Source organism: Bacillus sp. 17RED48, from assembly GCF_019837545.1.
Taxonomy (GTDB): domain Bacteria; phylum Bacillota; class Bacilli; order Bacillales; family Bacillaceae_G; genus Bacillus_A; species Bacillus_A wiedmannii.
The window spans coordinates 82,886-100,452 of the sequence record NZ_JADAXG010000009.1 but is presented as its reverse complement, the minus strand read 5'-3'; the positions used below and the strand labels follow the sequence as shown (position 1 = coordinate 100,452).

At 35.6% G+C, this 17,567-nt stretch carries 16 protein-coding genes; 6 read left to right on the top strand and 10 right to left on the bottom strand.

Annotation, left to right across the window (positions count from 1 at the left end; genetic code table 11):
• Positions 1-92 precede the first annotated feature (92 nt).
• Both ILT06_RS26585 and ILT06_RS26580 read left to right on the top strand, forming a co-directional pair.
• Positions 93-986, top strand: a complete 894-nt coding sequence (locus tag ILT06_RS26585) for an ATP-binding protein (protein WP_064477106.1) — start codon at positions 93-95, stop codon at positions 984-986.
• A gap of 3 nt (positions 987-989) precedes the next feature.
• Positions 990-2,873: a vWA domain-containing protein gene (locus ILT06_RS26580; protein WP_222655662.1), complete on the top strand. Its 1,884-nt coding sequence runs from the start codon at positions 990-992 to the stop codon at positions 2,871-2,873.
• A 39-nt stretch (positions 2,874-2,912) separates the two neighbouring features.
• Here the strand turns inward: ILT06_RS26580 and ILT06_RS26575 are convergent, their stop codons facing one another.
• The 4 genes from ILT06_RS26575 to ILT06_RS26560 form a co-directional block, all read right to left on the bottom strand.
• Positions 2,913-3,335, bottom strand: coding sequence for an NUDIX hydrolase (locus ILT06_RS26575; RefSeq protein WP_222655661.1), 423 nt, complete (start codon positions 3,333-3,335; stop codon positions 2,913-2,915).
• Positions 3,322-3,864 (bottom strand): orotate phosphoribosyltransferase, encoded by a 543-nt coding sequence (gene pyrE / locus ILT06_RS26570; RefSeq protein ID WP_142289315.1) that lies wholly within the window; start codon positions 3,862-3,864, stop codon positions 3,322-3,324. Before pyrE ends, ILT06_RS26575 begins: the two co-directional genes overlap by 14 nt.
• Positions 3,865-3,975: 111 nt before the next feature.
• On the bottom strand, positions 3,976-4,941 hold the full coding sequence (locus ILT06_RS26565; protein ID WP_064477110.1) for an L-threonine 3-dehydrogenase: 966 nt from the start codon (positions 4,939-4,941) through the stop codon (positions 3,976-3,978).
• 44 nt (positions 4,942-4,985) lie between these two features.
• Positions 4,986-6,176, bottom strand: a complete 1,191-nt coding sequence (locus ILT06_RS26560; RefSeq protein ID WP_000095903.1) for a glycine C-acetyltransferase — start codon at positions 6,174-6,176, stop codon at positions 4,986-4,988.
• Positions 6,177-6,388: 212 nt separating this feature from the next.
• Between ILT06_RS26560 and ILT06_RS26555 the strand changes: the two genes are divergently transcribed.
• The gene (locus tag ILT06_RS26555) at positions 6,389-7,120 is read left to right on the top strand and encodes a class I SAM-dependent methyltransferase (RefSeq protein WP_064477111.1); all 732 of its coding nucleotides are present in this window, start codon (positions 6,389-6,391) and stop codon (positions 7,118-7,120) included.
• Positions 7,121-7,152: 32 nt separating this feature from the next.
• Here the strand turns inward: ILT06_RS26555 and ILT06_RS26550 are convergent, their stop codons facing one another.
• Genes ILT06_RS26550 through ILT06_RS26540 form a run of 3 tightly spaced genes read right to left on the bottom strand, consistent with a single transcriptional unit; the run spans position 7,153 to position 10,046 of the window.
• A complete protein-coding gene (locus ILT06_RS26550; protein WP_001167945.1) occupies positions 7,153-7,974 on the bottom strand; it encodes an ABC transporter ATP-binding protein in 822 nt (273 codons plus the stop codon).
• 12 nt (positions 7,975-7,986) lie between these two features.
• Positions 7,987-9,045 carry a FecCD family ABC transporter permease gene (locus ILT06_RS26545; RefSeq protein ID WP_000760065.1) on the bottom strand — a complete coding sequence of 353 codons (1,059 nt, stop codon included), beginning with the start codon at positions 9,043-9,045 and terminating at the stop codon, positions 7,987-7,989.
• Complete coding sequence (locus tag ILT06_RS26540) at positions 9,042-10,046, bottom strand: FecCD family ABC transporter permease (RefSeq protein WP_154131632.1); 1,005 nt, start codon at positions 10,044-10,046, stop codon at positions 9,042-9,044. The genes ILT06_RS26545 and ILT06_RS26540 overlap by 4 nt, the downstream gene beginning before the upstream one ends.
• A 172-nt stretch (positions 10,047-10,218) precedes the next feature.
• On the opposite strand from ILT06_RS26540, the gene ILT06_RS26535 reads away from it, so the two are divergent.
• Both ILT06_RS26535 and ILT06_RS26530 read left to right on the top strand, forming a co-directional pair.
• Positions 10,219-11,184, top strand: coding sequence for an ABC transporter substrate-binding protein (locus tag ILT06_RS26535; protein WP_000673897.1), 966 nt, complete (start codon positions 10,219-10,221; stop codon positions 11,182-11,184).
• Between the two features lie 381 nt (positions 11,185-11,565).
• Positions 11,566-12,915 (top strand): peptide MFS transporter, encoded by a 1,350-nt coding sequence (locus ILT06_RS26530; RefSeq protein ID WP_048562865.1) that lies wholly within the window; start codon positions 11,566-11,568, stop codon positions 12,913-12,915.
• Positions 12,916-12,958: 43 nt separating this feature from the next.
• Here the strand turns inward: ILT06_RS26530 and ILT06_RS26525 are convergent, their stop codons facing one another.
• Together ILT06_RS26525 and ILT06_RS26520 are read right to left on the bottom strand one after the other, a co-directional pair.
• Positions 12,959-13,138 (bottom strand): acid-soluble spore protein H, encoded by a 180-nt coding sequence (locus ILT06_RS26525; RefSeq protein ID WP_000382688.1) that lies wholly within the window; start codon positions 13,136-13,138, stop codon positions 12,959-12,961.
• Positions 13,139-13,329: 191 nt separating this feature from the next.
• The gene (locus ILT06_RS26520; RefSeq protein WP_000081429.1) at positions 13,330-13,617 is read right to left on the bottom strand and encodes an ArsR/SmtB family transcription factor; all 288 of its coding nucleotides are present in this window, start codon (positions 13,615-13,617) and stop codon (positions 13,330-13,332) included.
• A gap of 825 nt (positions 13,618-14,442) precedes the next feature.
• Here ILT06_RS26520 and ILT06_RS26515 point away from each other — a divergent pair.
• Positions 14,443-16,062, top strand: coding sequence for an L-lactate permease (locus ILT06_RS26515; RefSeq protein WP_000109124.1), 1,620 nt, complete (start codon positions 14,443-14,445; stop codon positions 16,060-16,062).
• 40 nt (positions 16,063-16,102) lie between these two features.
• Here the strand turns inward: ILT06_RS26515 and aspA are convergent, their stop codons facing one another.
• Complete coding sequence (gene aspA, locus ILT06_RS26510) at positions 16,103-17,536, bottom strand: aspartate ammonia-lyase (protein WP_048562862.1); 1,434 nt, start codon at positions 17,534-17,536, stop codon at positions 16,103-16,105.
• Positions 17,537-17,567 lie beyond the last annotated feature (31 nt).

Sequence of the window (17,567 nt, the reverse complement as noted above, 5' to 3'; positions counted from 1 at the left end):
ATTTCCCCTCTCTCCTTTTCTTTGCATACCATATTAAAACAAGTTATCATAAGATGTATTACTTTATGAAAATAATGTTAGGTGGGAAATACATGTTAGAACAATTTCATATACATGCTGATTTAAAACAACAGCTCTCAACCATTCACGAAAAAAATAAACAAGAAGCTGGTGAAAATGCACATTTAATTGGAAAGAAAATATATAAAGCATCTGATAACAGCATTATTGAAGATGCTATTACAGCGCTTCTTCTTGGCAAAAACATTCTATTAAAAGGGCCGACTGGTAGTGGTAAAACAGTACTAGCTGAAACTCTTTCTTCTTTATTCCAAAAACCAATGCATAGCATTAACTGTTCTGTTGACCTAGATGTAGAAGGTATTTTAGGATACAACACACTACAAACGAAAGATGGTGCATCTGAAGTTACATTCGTTAACGGCCCTCTTATGAAAGCAATGAAGAACGGTCATTTCCTATATATTGATGAAATCAATATGGCAAAACCTGAAACGTTACCACTTCTTCACGGTGCATTAGATTACCGTAAAATGATTACAAATCCGTTTACACAAGAAGTTGTATATGGCGATGAGGAGTATCGTGTAATTGCAGCAATTAATGAAGGTTACGTTGGAACAAGTGAACTAAACGAAGCATTAAAAAACCGTTTCGTTATTATTGAAGTTCCATACATTCAAGGTGACACATTAAAAGAACTATTACTATCTGAATCAAAATTAAATGATGTTGCAACAATTGAAAAGTTCGTTGCATTTGCAAGCGACCTTATGCCTTTAGCTCGTGATGGGCGTGTAAGTGAAGAAGCAGCAAGTATTCGTGGCATTATCGACGCATGTGATTTAGGTGTATATATTCCTGTTATGCGTGCAATTGAACGTAGTATTATCGCAAAATTAAACGATGAAACAGAACAAATGACTGTCCGTGAATTAGCAGAAAGTTATTTCTTTGAGGGATAATTCATGAGACAAATTTTTAGTGACAAAAAAATTGATGCGTCGCTGTTTCTACAAATGGAAAACTTAATGTATGCTCTTCTAAAAGAAGACGATGCCTACCTTGAGTATGGCTATAAAGCATACTACGACGAAATTGAAAAAAAGGTTGTCATTAGTCACTTTTGGGATGATCGAAAAGAAGAGGATACAGTAATCGGATTAAAAAGCGAAGTGTTTTTAAAAGCACTTGGTAATAAACATTACTCGGACATGACTTTAATTCGTTCTTATGCGATTGAATTACAAGAATCACCCTTAAAAAAGTTTTTAACACAATTATTTGTTCTATTAGAAGATTTACGTGTTGAGGAAATCGTAAAAAACTTACGCCCTGGCACAAAGCATGTTTTTAAAAGAAGAAAAGAAATGTATCGCAATTACTTTGGTTCACAAAATGAAATCAATCGTGTTCGTAACTATCACGGTGATCGTCTATTTTGTCTCTGCTATCTTTCATTAACGAGCGATAAATATGAAATGTTTAATAATGAATATTTCGAGCAAATTGAAGCAATTTTGCATGAAACATTCCAAGCTCGTAATACAGAAGACATTATGTATATCGTTGAAAAAATTCGCTATCGTTTAGAAGGACTTCTTAAAAGTGATATGCTTAATAATTATTTCGGACATGCACCGCTTTATTTATCTGTTATTACAGATGAGAAAGACAGTCGCGCTGAAAAATTAGCAAATGATGATACGCAGCTCATAGATGACGATGATAGCAAAAATAAAATGGATGAAAGTTTCTCCACATGGCACCGTGAAAATAAAAACAATGAAAACGAGAACTTTTTACGCTTTGATTTAGAAAGCGGAACGAAAACAAATATGATGGGTGATACTGCTCGTGAATCAGAAGATGGCGACCAAGCACTTGGTTCTGTACAAGGTACTTCTCAAAAAAGTACACAATCCAACTTTGATGGCGCTGATACAGAAGAAGCAAGAGCTTCACACGCTTCTAGCCAAAACGAGGGTGCATACGGTAAGTATAACGTTGGTGCTTCTCATATATTTAAAGAAGCTCGCAAATCAAATCCTGATGAAAAAAAGGATTACCAAGCTATCAAATCAGTTGTTAATAAAGATGTAAAAGAATTAAAGAAAATTATCGAAAAAACGATTGAAAATAAAACGAATGCAAATAGTGATAAATATTACGGAAGACTTCGTAAGAAATTCCTTCGTATTTATACTGAAAAGCAGCCGCGCATGTTTTATAAAAAAGGCCAGGAATCACAAGAACTTGACGTTGCATTCCAATTACTAGTGGACTGCTCTGGTTCTATGTATAACAAAATGGAAGAAACGAAAAAGAGTGTGGTCCTATTCCATGAAGCGTTGAAATCTTTAAAAATCCCGCACGCTATTAGCGGATTTTGGGAAGATGCTTCTAGTGCTAAGCCTGAAGATAAGCCAAACGTTATCCATGAAGTTGTAACGTATAAAAACTCAACGTTACCAAACGTTGGTCCAGAAATTATGCAGCTTCGCGAAGAAGAAGATAACCGCGACGGATATATTATTCGTATCGTTTCTGAAAAACTTGCAAAAAGACCAGAAAAGCATAAATTCTTACTTGTCTTTACAGACGGTGAGCCTTCTGCGCTAGACTATCAACAAGACGGTATTTTAGATACGCATGAAGCTGTCAAACTTGCTCGTAAAAGTGGTATGGAAGTAATCGGAATCTTCATCGAAGAAGGCGAAGCAAAAGAAGCAACTTATCAATTAATGAAGAATATTTATAACCATCACTTCTTAGTTGCAAATCATGCTGAAGATTTACGTCTGAAGATTAAACCACTATTGAAAAAGTTATTACTGAAGACGATTGAATAGAAAAACAGGAGCGTTGTCGCTCCTGTTTTTTCCTTTCAATCACTTTGTTTCTGGTTGAAACTTGTATGGAATAGCTACTTCTAATAATGCCTCGAATCCGCCATCATAGAATGGGAATCGTTCATTTGCGATCGTTCGATCCACCCACTCTATTGCGGAAATTTCTTCTTCATCTTCCGCAATCAATTCACCCTTTACTACATTTGCTCGGAATGTAAAAAATAGCGCATGATTCCCTGATTCTTCAAAGAATTTTTCATTAATCGCAACAAGTCCACCTGCCACAGCAGTTAAACCTGTCTCTTCTTTTACTTCTCTTATTAGTGCTTCCTCTAATATTTCACCTTTTTCCACAGCCCCGCCTGGCAATGACCAAACATTTTGTTCTACATTATGTACCATTAATATTTTATCTGTTTCTTCATCACGTATTAGTGCATATACGACGTCAACTCTTTGCATGTTGCTTTTCTCCTTCAATTAACTCATCCATTGTAAATAAAGAATGTAGCTGTAAGCCATCTTCTAATAAGTTATCTCTTCCCTCTTTCGTTCGTTCAATGACGCCTAGAACATGATGTACTTTCGCACCTAGTTCTCTTAAATCTTTCGTACTTAATAATATTTGACCACCTGTCGTAATAACATCCTCAACGACACAAACATTTTTCCCAGCAATATTAACGCCTTCTGCTAACTTACATGTACCATACTTCTTCGCTTCTTTTCTTACAAATACAACAGGTATACCTGTTTGTAAAGATAATGCTGTCGCTACTGGAATTCCTCCCATCTCTAAACCCGCGAGTACTTCTGTCTCAGGAGGAATGAGCTCTTTCAATTGTTTAGCAATTTCTAATAACAGTACTGGATTAGATTCAAATAAGTACTTATCAAAGTATTGATTTGATACTTGTCCTGATCGAAGCTTAAATGTTCCCGTTAAACGTGACGTATTATAAATTTCCTTTGCTAACTCCCATTTCTCCATTGTATCTCTCCCCTTTATGCACAAATTAACTCATTCTATCACATTTGCAATTATTTCTATATTCCCAAATTACAAATAAAAGGGTCAATTCCTAAGAATCGACCCTTCCTATTAATTCATCACTAACTCAGCTGTGAGCTTTTTTTTTAACTTAGCCAACATGTCCGTTGTCATTTTGTCTAAATCATATTCTGCTTTAAAGTCCCACTCTTTCATTGCTGCTGTTGCATCAATAGAGTTTGGCCAGCTATCAGCGATTGTTTGACGAGCAGGATCTACAGCGTAATCCATTGTAAACGTCGGGATGTGTTTACGAATGGATGCTGCGATTTGCTCTGGCTCAAAGCTCATCGCTGTAATATTGAACGCGTTTCTATGCACAAGTTTACTTGGATCAGCTTCCATTAATGAAATGATCGCTTGTAAAGCATCCGGCATGTACATCATATCCATGTATGTTCCTTCTGCAATGTATGAGGTGTATGTGCCTTTTTTAATCGCCTCATAATAAATTTCAACCGCATAATCAGTTGTTCCGCCTCCTGGAGGAGCTACGTAAGAAATTAAACCTGGGAAACGTACACCGCGCGTATCAACGCCAAACTTTTGATGATAATAATCACATAGTAATTCTCCTGCTACTTTGTTTACCCCATACATCGTAGTAGGACGCTGAATTGTATCTTGTGGCGTATTATCTTTCGGTGTTGATGGACCGAATGCACCGATAGAACTGGGCGTGAAAAACTTACAGTTTAATTCACGAGCTGCTTCTAATGCATTTACAAGTCCACCCATATTTAAATTCCAAGCAAATAACGGATTTTTTTCTGCTGTTGCTGAAAGTAAAGCTGCTAAATGAATAATTGTATCTACTTCATTACGCTTTGCAATATCATGTAGTTTTTGTCCATCTGTTACATCTAACGTTTCAAATGGACCAGACGTTACTACTTCACTATCTGTTTCACGAATATCTGTTGCAATAACATTTGATGCACCGTATACATCACGAAGTTTCATTACTAGTTCAGAACCAATTTGCCCTAAAGAACCGGTTACTAGAATTTTTTTCATTTTCCCCACTCCTCATTTGCAAGCTATTCAAAAGATGTCGTTACTTAAATGATGCCCATTTCTTTCCCTACTTTTTCATACTTACGAATTGCTTCATCTAACATTTCTTTCGTATGAGCTGCTGTAGGCATATTACGAACGCGTCCTTTTCCTTTAGCTACAGTTGGGAACACGATAGATTTTGCATATACGCCTTCTTCATTTAAACGTTTACTAAATTCTTGTGTTAATACTTCGTCACCAATAATACAAGGTGTAATTGGCGTTTCACTTTCTCCAATGTTAAAGCCAAGTTCTTTTAACCCTTGTTTTAAATAGCGGCCATTTTCCCATAAACGATCATGTAACTCTGTGCTTTCCATTAAAATTTCAATTGATCGCATACATGCAGCTGCATCAGCCGGTGTTAATGCTGTAGAGAATAAGAATGGACGTGAACGAACTTTTAACCAGTCAATTAAGTTTTGTTTCCCTGCTACATATCCACCAATTACCCCAATTGCTTTTGATAATGTACCAATTTGGAAATCAACTTTATCAGATAGACCGAAATGCTTTACAGTTCCTGCACCTTTTCCAAGTACACCTGAACCGTGTGCATCGTCTACATATGTCATTAAATCTAATTCTTCTGCAATCTCAACAATTTCTGGTAATTTTGCAACATCTCCATCCATTGAGAAGACACCGTCTGTAATTACCATTAATTTATTGTAAAGACCTGATTCTTTCGCCGCGATTGCTTTTTGGCGTAAATCTTCCATATCAGAATGTTTATAAACAATAATTTTTGCTTTTGATAGACGACTACCATCAATAATAGAAGCATGGTTTAATTCGTCTGAAAGAATCGCATCATTTTTATCCATAACGGCTGAAATCGCTGCCATATTACAGTTAAATCCTGATTGGTAAGCAATTGCTGCTTCTGTATGTTTAAACTTTGCAATTGTCTCTTCTAATTTAATATGCAAATCTAAAGTACCGTTAATTGTACGAACAGCTCCTGCTCCAACGCCGTACTTATGAATTGCACCAATTGCTGCTTCTTGCAAACGACTATCTGTTGCTAATCCAAGATAGTTGTTTGAAGATAAGTTAATATATTCTTTTCCGCCAATTGTAATGATCGGTCCATTTGAACTCTCAAGCGGATCAATTACGTTATAAAGCCCCTTTGATTTTAAATCCTCTAAATTTTCTTCTAAAAATTTCGCAAGTGTTTTACTAGACATTGTGAAGCCTCCCATCGTTCATGTAAGCGAATTATTGTCTTAATAGTTCTAATAATCCCTCTACTAGCTTAACACGTTTTCAGGATTTATTATAGAAAAATAGTTTAAAGTAACCGCTTACAATTCTAGATTATATATGATTCATTACAAGAAATCTATCATTTACTTTTCATATTTGGTAGAATAAAAAAATATTTAAGGGGGCTTCAATCATGGCATTTACTGAATCTGATGTATATAATAACGAAGCATTTTTTGAACAATATATGAAACGAAGATACCGAGAAAATAGCCCAAATGAATCACTTGAAAAACCAGCCTTCTTTCAACTCATTGGTGATGTGAAAGGAAAGAAAATCCTCGATTTAGGCTGCGGTGACGCCAAGTTTGGCGAGGAATTATTAGAGAATGGCTGCCACTCTTACACTGGTATTGAGGGCTCCGAACTTATGTATGAAAAAGCTAAAAAACAACTAGAAAATAAAAATGGAACCGTCCATTGTTTAAACCTCAAAGACTACACATACCCTCCTTCTACTTTTGATTTAGTAACGTCTAGACTCGCCTTACATTATATTGAACATCTTCCTATCATTTTTCAAAATGTGTACGAAGCTTTAAAAACAAATGGAACCTTTACTTTTAGTGTTCAACACCCTGTTATTACCTCTTCATTTGAAAGCTTGCAAACGAGCGGGAAAAGAACGAGCTGGCTCGTCGATGATTATTTTAAAATTGGCGAACGGGTTGAGCCATGGATTGACCAAGAAGTTATTAAATACCATCGTACAACAGAAGAGTATTTTACATTGTTACAACAAGCCGGGTTTACGATTACAAACATAAAAGAAGCCACACCAAATCAAACTTATTTTCAGAGTGAAGAAGAATATGAACGACGTTTACGAATTCCCCTCTTCCTTTTATTTTCTTGCCGCAAATAAAAAAGACGATGAATCCTCATCGCCTTTTTTATTTAACTCATTACTTGAGCAACCTCTTTACGTACACGTCTTCCTTTTCCATGCGGGATGCAAAGTGGTGTCCCAAATAACGGATCCGTACTGATTTGACATTCCATTCGGAATACATCACGTACTAGCTTCTCATCTACTACTTCTTCCGGCTTACCTTGTGCATATATTTGTTTATCTTGAATGGCTACAATATTATCTGCATAACGGCATGCTAAATTTAAATCGTGTAATACCATAACAATTGTTCTTTGTTCTGTTTCATTTAATTCGAATAATAAATCTAGCACTTCAATTTGGTGAGTCATATCTAAATATGTAGTAGGCTCATCCAGTAAAATAATATCTGTATCTTGTGCAAGCGTCATTGCAATCCAAGCACGTTGTCGTTGTCCACCTGAAAGAGCATGCACATCACGCTCAGCAAATTCTGTCATACCTGTTGCTGCGAGTGCTTTTTGTACCATTTCCTCATCTTTTTCTGACCATTGCTTCAGCCACGTTTGATATGGATAACGCCCTTGCTTTACAAGTTGCAATACTGTAAGCCCTTCTGGCGCTTGCGGTCCTTGCGGTAAAATTGCCATTTGACGAGCGATTTGCTTCGTTTGCATACTTTGAATGGCTTGATTATCTAGCAAAATGTCACCAGTTGTTGGCTTTAATAATCTAGCTAGTGAACGTAATAAAGTTGATTTTCCACAACCGTTAGAACCGATAAAGATTGTAATTTCGCCTTTTGGAATTTCTAAATTCAACTCATCAATAATAATTGCTTCACCATAAGACAGCGTCAAACGTTTCGTCTCCAATGCTTTTTGCATATTCATCTCCCTTTATGAATTCCGACTTTTATAAAGTAAATAAATAAAATAAGGTGCACCAATTGCTGATGTAAATACCCCTGCTGGAATTTCAAGTGGTGTGAAAACTGTACGCCCGATTAAATCTGCAGCAAGTACTAAAATTGCACCAACAATAGCCGCAACTGGGAGTAATGCACCGTATAAAGAACCAACTAGTCTTCGTGAAATATGAGGTGCCATTAAACCGACAAACCCAATTCCTCCGGCGAAGGCAACTGCGCCACCAATTAAAGCTGTACTCAGTAATAACATGAATACGCGTGACTTCGTTAAAGGAACACCAAGTCCTACCGCAATATCATCCCCTAGCTCTTGCGCATTTAAATGCCTAGCAGCTATAAATGATATTACCGTTAAAATGAGAACCCACGGCGCAAGCACCATAACGTTTTGCCATGAAGAACCGTAAACAGTACCTGTAATCCATACATTCGCTTGACTCGCTTGATAAATTGGCGCTAACAACATAAACAAAGTCGTTGCCGCTTTCGTTAATGCCCAAAAACCAACACCAATTAAAACAAGACTAATCGGTGATAATCCGTCATTTCTCCATGCAAACAAATATACAAAAAGCGCTACAATCGTTGCCCCAGCGAAGGCTGCTAACGGCATATAATGAATGCTTACGGTTAGCGCATTATTTTTATCACTAAATATAGCTAAAAATAATACAACTGCAACACTTGCACCACCTGTAATCCCAATGATATCAGGAGAAGCCAGTGGATTTCGAACGAGACCCTGTAAAATACATCCTGCTACTGCAAGTGCGATTCCTACAAGGATGGCAATTAAAATACGCGGCATACGAAACTTATTTACAACCATATTAGACATCGCATCGCCATTTCCAGTGATTGCTTGCCATACATCATAAGGAGCAATTTTCATGTCTCCCATACCTGCACTCGCAAAAAATAATCCTATTAAAACAACTAGTAAACTGAATAAGACGAGACAAGCTCGTTTATACATTAAAAACGAGAGCCCGCCTTTTCCTATACGAAACGGAATATACTTCTTCATTTGCTAAGCCCTCTCTTACGTGCAATATAAATAAAGAATGGTGCCCCGATAAATGCTGTCATAACCCCTACCGGTACTTCTTGTGGCATAATGACATATCTTGCTGCTATATCAGCTAAGATTAATAGTATTGCACCTAACAACCCGCTATACGGTACTCTCCACCTGTGATCTACTCCAACAAGAAATCTGGCAAAATGCGGAGTAATAATACCAATAAATCCAATCGGACCAGCGACTGCAACTGAACCACCAGACAACAGGACAATAATAAGTAACACGAATGATTTCATTAAAATTGTTCGTTGTCCAAGCCCCTTCGCGACGTCTTCCCCCATCATCAATGTATTTACTTTCCCTGCCATCATAATAGATGCGATCCAGCCTATTAATAAATATGGGAATACAGATTGTAAAATTTCTAACTTTCTTCCTTGCACAGATCCGGCAAGCCAAAATAATACTTCTTCAAGCGCCTTTTCATTTAACACAAGTAATCCTTGTGTTAATGATGAAAATAACGCACTAATTGCGACCCCTGCTAATGTTAACTTAAGAGGCGTTGTCCCTTCTTTTCCTAAAGAACTAGAAGCGAATACAAGGATTGCAGCAACTGCTGCCCCTAAAAAGGCAATCCAAGTAAAAGCTGACAATGATGTAACAGAAAAAACCACAATTGCTACAACTATGAAAAACGCAGCGCCTGAATTTAATCCAATAAAATCTGGAGAAGCAAGTGGATTCTTCGTTAAAGTTTGCATAAGACAACCAGCAATGGCTAAACTAGCACCAACACTAGCTGCAATTAGTGCCCTTGGTAGACGCACATTTTGAATAATAATATGTTCATTGGAACCATTAAAATGGAAAAAAGCATCTAACGCTAATTTCCAACTCGTATTTGTATATCCGAAAATAATACTTCCCCAAATACAAATAATGACTGCAATGATTCCAACAAATAACCCAATCCATTTTGCTTGATATGTTTTTAATAACATGCAGCGTTTCCCCTTCAATGTATAATGATACGTTGTAAGTGTATTTCAACTTAATTCTCATTGTCAACGATAATGAGAACTATTTTCATTGATATGTATTGACAATCAAAAGATAAAAGCTTAATATCATGCTTGCTATTGAAAAAACTTCTCAGTATGTAGGGGGTACATAATGAAATTCGTGCAAAAGAAATCGTTTACAGTATTTGTATTTTTACTAGCCTTTTCACTACTTTTAAGTGCTTGTGGAAAATCAAATACGAAAGAAGAATCAAAAGAAGATACGAAAAAAGAAATGATTACTGTGGAACATGCAATGGGTAAAACAGAAGTTCCCGCTAGTCCAAAACGTGTAGTTATTTTAACAAATGAAGGCACTGAAGCTTTACTCGAGTTAGGTGTAAAACCAGTTGGGGCTGTGAAATCTTGGACTGGTGATCCATGGTATCCACATATTAAAGATAAAATGAAAGATGTAAAGGTTGTTGGTGATGAAGGGCAAGTGAACGTGGAAACAATCGCTTCCTTAAAACCAGACTTAATTATCGGTAACAAAATGCGTCACGAAAAAGTGTACGAGCAACTAAAGGCAATTGCACCTACTGTGTTCTCTGAAACGCTACGTGGTGAATGGAAAGATAACTTCAAATTTTATGCAAAAGCATTAAATAAAGAAAAAGAAGGTCAAAAGGTTTTAGCTGATTACGATAAACGTATGAAAGATTTAAAAACTAAACTAGGCGATAAAGTAAATCAAGAAATCTCTATGGTTCGCTTTATGCCTGGTGATGTTCGTATTTATCACGGTGATACATTCTCTGGTGTTATTTTAAAAGAACTTGGATTTAAACGTCCTGGAGATCAAAATAAAGATGACTTTGCAGAGCGTAACGTATCTAAAGAACGTATTTCAGCAATGGACGGCGATGTATTATTCTACTTCACATTCGATAAAGGAAACGAGAAAAAAGGTTCTGAATTAGAAAAAGAATATATCAATGATCCTCTATTTAAAAATTTAAATGCAGTGAAAAACGGTAAAGCATACAAAGTTGACGACGTTATTTGGAATACAGCCGGTGGTGTAATGGCTGCTAACCTACTATTAGATGATATCGAAAAACGCTTTGTTAAATAATATTTCCTTAACCAGCTCCTCTTCTATGGAGCTGGTTATTTTTCAATTCACTTAAATGTCACATTATTTCATTTTGTATTTTTATTCCCAATATGTTATATTATAAAAGTAAATAGAATATATTTTCTCTATATCAGAATAAATATTTTAATCTAAATTTTCTGATTAATCACTATTTTATTTTCTTTTAGAATTCAATTATTACATTTGAAAACGCTTATCATCTCGTTTTCAGGGCAAAATACAGTAACGGTCGAAGAAAAATAGAACTTTTTCAGAAATTTTCTTTCTATTTCCATATAATTCTATTGACTTCTAAATATTTTGTGAATTAAAATAATTACATAAATATCCGTTATACAGAATTAGGGGGAAACAAACATGGATGCAGCTTTAAAATTAGACAAAGCTGGAGAGCAACAATCACCAAAAAAACATCCACCAGGATTATATTTGTTGTTCTTTACAGAGGCATGGGAAAGATTTAGTTATTACGGAATGCGTGGCTTATTAGTTCTTTATTTAACAACGAGCTTAGTAAGCGGCGGTTTAGGATTTGATAAAGCAGTTGCTGTACAAATATACGGTATTTTCACAATGTTAGTATACTTCACACCAATTATCGGTGGTTGGTTAACTGACCACTTCATTACGAAACGCCATGCCATTACTATTGGTGGTATCATTATGGCAATTGGTAACTTTGTACTATTTTCAATGAACACTAAAACTGGACTATTTTTAGGATTAGGATTATTAGTTATTGGTAACGGATTCTTCAAACCAAATATTTCGACTTTATTAGGTCAATTATATAGCGAAAACGATTCTCGTCGTGATAGTGCCTTCACTATCTTCTACATGGGAATTAACTTAGGGGCTCTTATCGCTCCATTCATTTGCGGTTACTTCGCAGATTATAGATACGGTTTCTTAACAGCTTGTATCGGTATGATCATTGGACAGCTTGCTTTTAATTTCTTAGCACCTCGTTACTTAGGATCTATCGGAACAACTGTTGTCGGTAAACAATCTAAAGAAAAAAATGCAAAAGCAATTGAGAAAAAACCTTTAACAACACAAGAGAAAAAGCGTACAACTGCGATTTTAATTTTAACTTGTTTCGTTGTATTCTTCTGGGCAGGATTTGAACAAGCTGGTAGTTCTTTAACACTTTACACAGATAAGTTCGTGGATCGTACAATTGGTGGATTTACAATTCCAACACCTTGGTTCCAATCTGTAAACCCACTATTCATTATCTTACTAGCATTACCGGTTTCTGCATTATGGATTAAACTTTCAAAAACGAAAAATGGTGACTTAAAAATCCCAACAAAAATGGCATTTGGTATGATCTTACTAGGGATTGGATATTTAGTACTAACTTTAGCTGTATTAAAAACTGGTAGCGATGAAGGTAACATTGCAATGAAAGCAAACTTACTATTCATTGTATTCACTTACATGTTCCATACAATCGGTGAATTATTCTTATCACCAATCGGACTTTCTATGGTAAGTGCAATCGCTCCTGTTAAATTAGCATCATTATTAATGGGTGTATGGTTAGCTGGTACTGGCTTCGCAAACTTATTAGCAGGACAATTAGCTGCTTTCACTCAATCTTTAGGATATTTAGAAGTATTCGCAAGCATCGGTGTTATCGTAATCGTGCTAGGATTAGTACTTCTTATGTTCTCTAAGAAAATTGCACATATGATGGAATAAGAAATAAAAAGACGCTTCTAAACCTTTAGAAGCGTCTTTTCTATTACTTCTCCTCTAAAGCCGTCACGTTCACGTGAACGCTTTCTCCAGGATTAGATACATCATATACTTGAGCAACTCCACTCTGCTCGTCACAGCTCTCAATCCATACTGGTACGCCCTCATATGTAACGTCAATGCTACTTGAAGAAGATAAGATTTGTTTCACACGTTTTACATCCATACTACTATTCCTCCTTTTCCTTACTACACTCCCTTCTATCTTTTCTTTTCCCTTTAGAATATATTCCATATAACAACATGTAAATTGATAGCCTTTTCTTCCTTACATGCTAACATTTACTCTCATATCACCTTTCTGACAAATAAAAAAAGACGTAGATCCCATACGTCTTTTTCCATAATATTCAAATTTTAAGAAAATAATGTTTTTACAACTTCACTTACTTTATCATTATGAATTTGATAATACACTTCTAGTCCTCGTCTTTCAAAGCGCACTACTTTATTTTGTTTTAATTTCGTTAAATGTTGCGAAACCGTTGATTGTGGAATTTCTAACACTTCCTGTAATTGTGTTACGTTACAAGTTCCACGTTGCATTAGTTCCATTACTAGGCGTAAACGTAACGGATGCGCTAACGCTCTTAACATTTGTACATCTTCTTCTGAAATACGACATTCGAATTGATTTTGGCTCATAAAGTTCCCCTCATTTTCGTTTTTATTTTCTTTTTATTTATTTATATATCTGTTCTTATATTTCCTGTTACGACATAACTTTATCAACCTATAAAGCTGAAAATTTTTTCCACCTTTATCAGGAAAGAATTCAGGAAAAATTCCTTGCTGATTTTGAATATTATACTATATGATATAATGAAAAAGCAAAAGTAAGGGCTATGAATACTTTGCTTACAAACGTTGTTTTATCAGGCTTTTTGTTATATTTTCACCTCACTGCAACGTACAGTAATGATATTGTAAAATATCGTCTATAATTGATAACCTTTCGTAACGTATTTGGGTTATATTTAACCTCTTTGTTATGCTAAAAGGAATTTTCAGTAAAAAGAGATACTGTAACATTAAAAATTAACTTATTTCTTTTTAAATTCGTATTCAATAGCTTGAACTGTGATGAAATACTTCCTAATTAAATGCATTTGCTTTCTCTACCTTACTAGATCAACTCGGGCGAGCATGTTACCACCTATCAAAGCTTAAGTATTCCAACACCCTATATACTTGATGTAAAGACGTCATCTAACATATAAAATTAATGATATACGAACAAATAAAACAATATAGAAATAACTTCAAAAAGCAAACTCAAATCTATTGGAGTTTGCTTTTTGTCTACTTTATGAACAAAGCATTTCTTTTAATACTATTATGGAATAATTATACTTTTTTACGTTGACAATAGTGTTGAAGGAGAATATACTAAGCATGTAAGTTGATTGTGAATTGTTTCACAAATAATGTGAATTTCTTCACATAAAATAGATAGGAGTTGTCATTATTATGAGTACTTGGACACAAATTTATGACCCATTAAACAATATTTGGTTATCTGCACTAATCGCAGCACTTCCAATTTTTTGCTTCATCATTTGTTTAATGGGACTGAAAATGAAAAGTTACATGGCTGGTCTTTACAGTGTGATTGTCGCTATTATTCTTGCTATATTCGTTTATAAAATGCCAGCAACTGTAGCTGTAGCATCTGCCGGATTCGGCGTTTTATCTGGATTTTATCCAATTTGTACTATCGTTATCGCAGCAATTTTCCTTTACAAATTAACTGTTAAAACAGAGCAATTCAACATTATTCGTGATAGTATTTCAAGCATTACAAATGATCAACGTTTACAAGTATTATTAATCGCTTATTCTTTCGGTGCTTTCTTAGAAGGCGCAGCTGGTCTAGGGGTTCCAGTTGCTATTACAGCTGCATTACTTGTAGGTATGGGCTTTAATCCATTAAAAGCAGCAGGTATTTGTTTAGTAGCTAACATCGCTGGTGGTGCTATGGGTGCTATGGGTATCCCAGTTACAGTGCCAGCACAATTAACTGAGCTAGACGCATTAACTATCGGTCGTCAAACTGTTCTTATTTTACCATTCATTAGTATTGTTTTACCTTTCTTACTTGTTTCAATGGTTGATGGAATTAAAGGTATTAAAGAAACTTGGCAAGGTATTCTTGTAAGTGGTTTTTCTTTCGCTATTACTCAGTTCCTTGTGACTTACTTCTTAGGTGCAGAACTTACTAATATTTTCGCAGCCGTTGTAAGTATGGTTTCTCTAGCATTATTCTTACGTGTTTGGCAACCAAAATCTTCTTCTACAGAAGAAAAACAAGAAAAACAAGAATCTCATACATTCAATCAAATTTTATATGCTTGGTCTCCATTCGTATTCTTAACTGCATTCGTAACAATCTTTAATTTAAAACCAATTAAAGCTTTATTTGCTCCGGATGGTGCACTAGCAAACTTAGTATTTAACATTCAGTTCCCTGGTCTTCATAATGCTGTTATGAAAACTACACCAATTACAAAAGCTGATACACCTTTCGCAGCTGTTTTCAAGTTTGATGTATTCTCATCTACAACTACTGCAATCGTATTAGCAATTATTGTTTCACTTATCGTTTACCGCGTAAAAGGTAAAATGGTTAAAGAATTAATAGTAGAAACAATGAAAGAACTAAAAGCTCCAGTATATACAATCTGTAGCGTTATCGCTTTAGCTTACGTAGAGAACTACTCTGGTATGTCATCTACACTTGGACTGGCATTCTCTTCTACTGGTAATGCATTCCCAGTTCTTTCTCCAATCTTAGGATGGATTGGCGTATTCATTACAGGTTCAGTAGTATCAAGTGGTTCATTATTCGCACCGCTTCAAGCAGTAACTGCAGATCAATTAAATATCGTTCCTTCTACTCTTGTTGCATTAAACGTAGTAGGTGGTACAATGGCAAAAATGGTTTCACCACAATCTGTAGCCGTTGCTTGTGCAGCAGTTGGACTAGTTGGTAAAGAATCTGCCCTATTTAAAACAGCGATGAAATACAGTTTAATTTTCTTAGCTATCATTAGCTTACTTCAATTAAACGCTGTATTTAATATCTTTTAAAAATAAAACACCGATCCAAATGGATCGGTGTTTTTTCACATTACATCTTCTTATTCTTTAATAAAGAAGCTCCAGCAATTTCAGGATGCGTCATTTCGAATGGATCTAAAATAATATCCAATTCTTCTTCTGTCAGTACACCATGTTCTAAACATAACTCCCTAACAGATTTTCCTGTTTCAATTGCTTCACGTGCAATACGAGATGCTGCTTCATAACCAATATGAGGATTAACTGCTGTAATAATTCCAACACTTTTCTCAACATATTGCTTCAGCAATTCTTCATTTGCTGTAATTCCTTTAATACAATATTCACGGAATACACGGAATCCGTTATTCATAATACTAATAGATTGAATTAAATTAAATACAAGTACAGGCTCCATTACGTTTAACTCTAATTGGCCTGCTTCTGATGCTAAGCAAATTGTATGATCATTACCAATTACTTGGAAAGCAACTTGATTAATTACTTCTGCCATAACAGGATTTACTTTACCTGGCATAATAGATGAACCTGGTTGACGAGCTGGTAATTGAATTTCTGCCAATCCAACACGTGGACCAGATGCCATAATACGAAGGTCATTCGCAATTTTAGACATATTCATCATACATACTTTTAATGCCGCAGATACTTCTGTATATGCATCTGTGTTTTGCGTTGCATCAACTAAATGCTCTGCACCAACAAGTGGGAATCCGCTAAATGTTCGTAAATGTTTAACTACTTGTTCAATGTACGTAGGGTTTGCATTTAATCCCGTACCAACAGCTGTCGCCCCCATGTTCACTTCATATAAATGTTGGCGAGACTGTTTAATTCTTTTTATATCACGTTCAAGCACTCGGCTATACGCTTCAAATTCTTGTCCAAGACGAATCGGAACAGCATCTTGTAAATGTGTACGCCCCATTTTAATGACGTGGTCGAACTCTTTTGCTTTTGCACGGAAAGCAGCATGAAGTTCTTCCATTGTAATAAGAAGTTCTTCTAACATCATAAGAGTTGCAATATGAATTCCCGTTGGAAACGCATCATTCGTTGATTGAGCCATGTTTACATGCGTGTTTGGGCTAATTTTCGCATACTCGCCTTTTTCATATCCCATACGTTCTAACGCTCGATTAGCAATTACTTCATTTGTATTCATATTAATAGAAGTTCCAGCACCGCCTTGGATTGGATCCACGATAAATTGATCATGGAATTTTCCATCAACAATTTCTTGCGCTGCTTCTGCAATTTCATGTCCAATGTCTTTAGCTAAGTAACCAGTATCCATATTTGCAAGTGCCGCCGCTTTTTTCACAATTGCCATTGCCGTAATGAGTGACGGATGAATACGATATCCTGTAATCGGGAAGTTTTCTACAGCACGTAATGTTTGTACCCCATAATAAGCTATACTCGGTACTTCCTTTTCGCCTAAAAAATCTTTTTCTATACGTATATCCTTCGTTGCTATCATTTTCATCACCTATACTTTTCATTCTAAATCC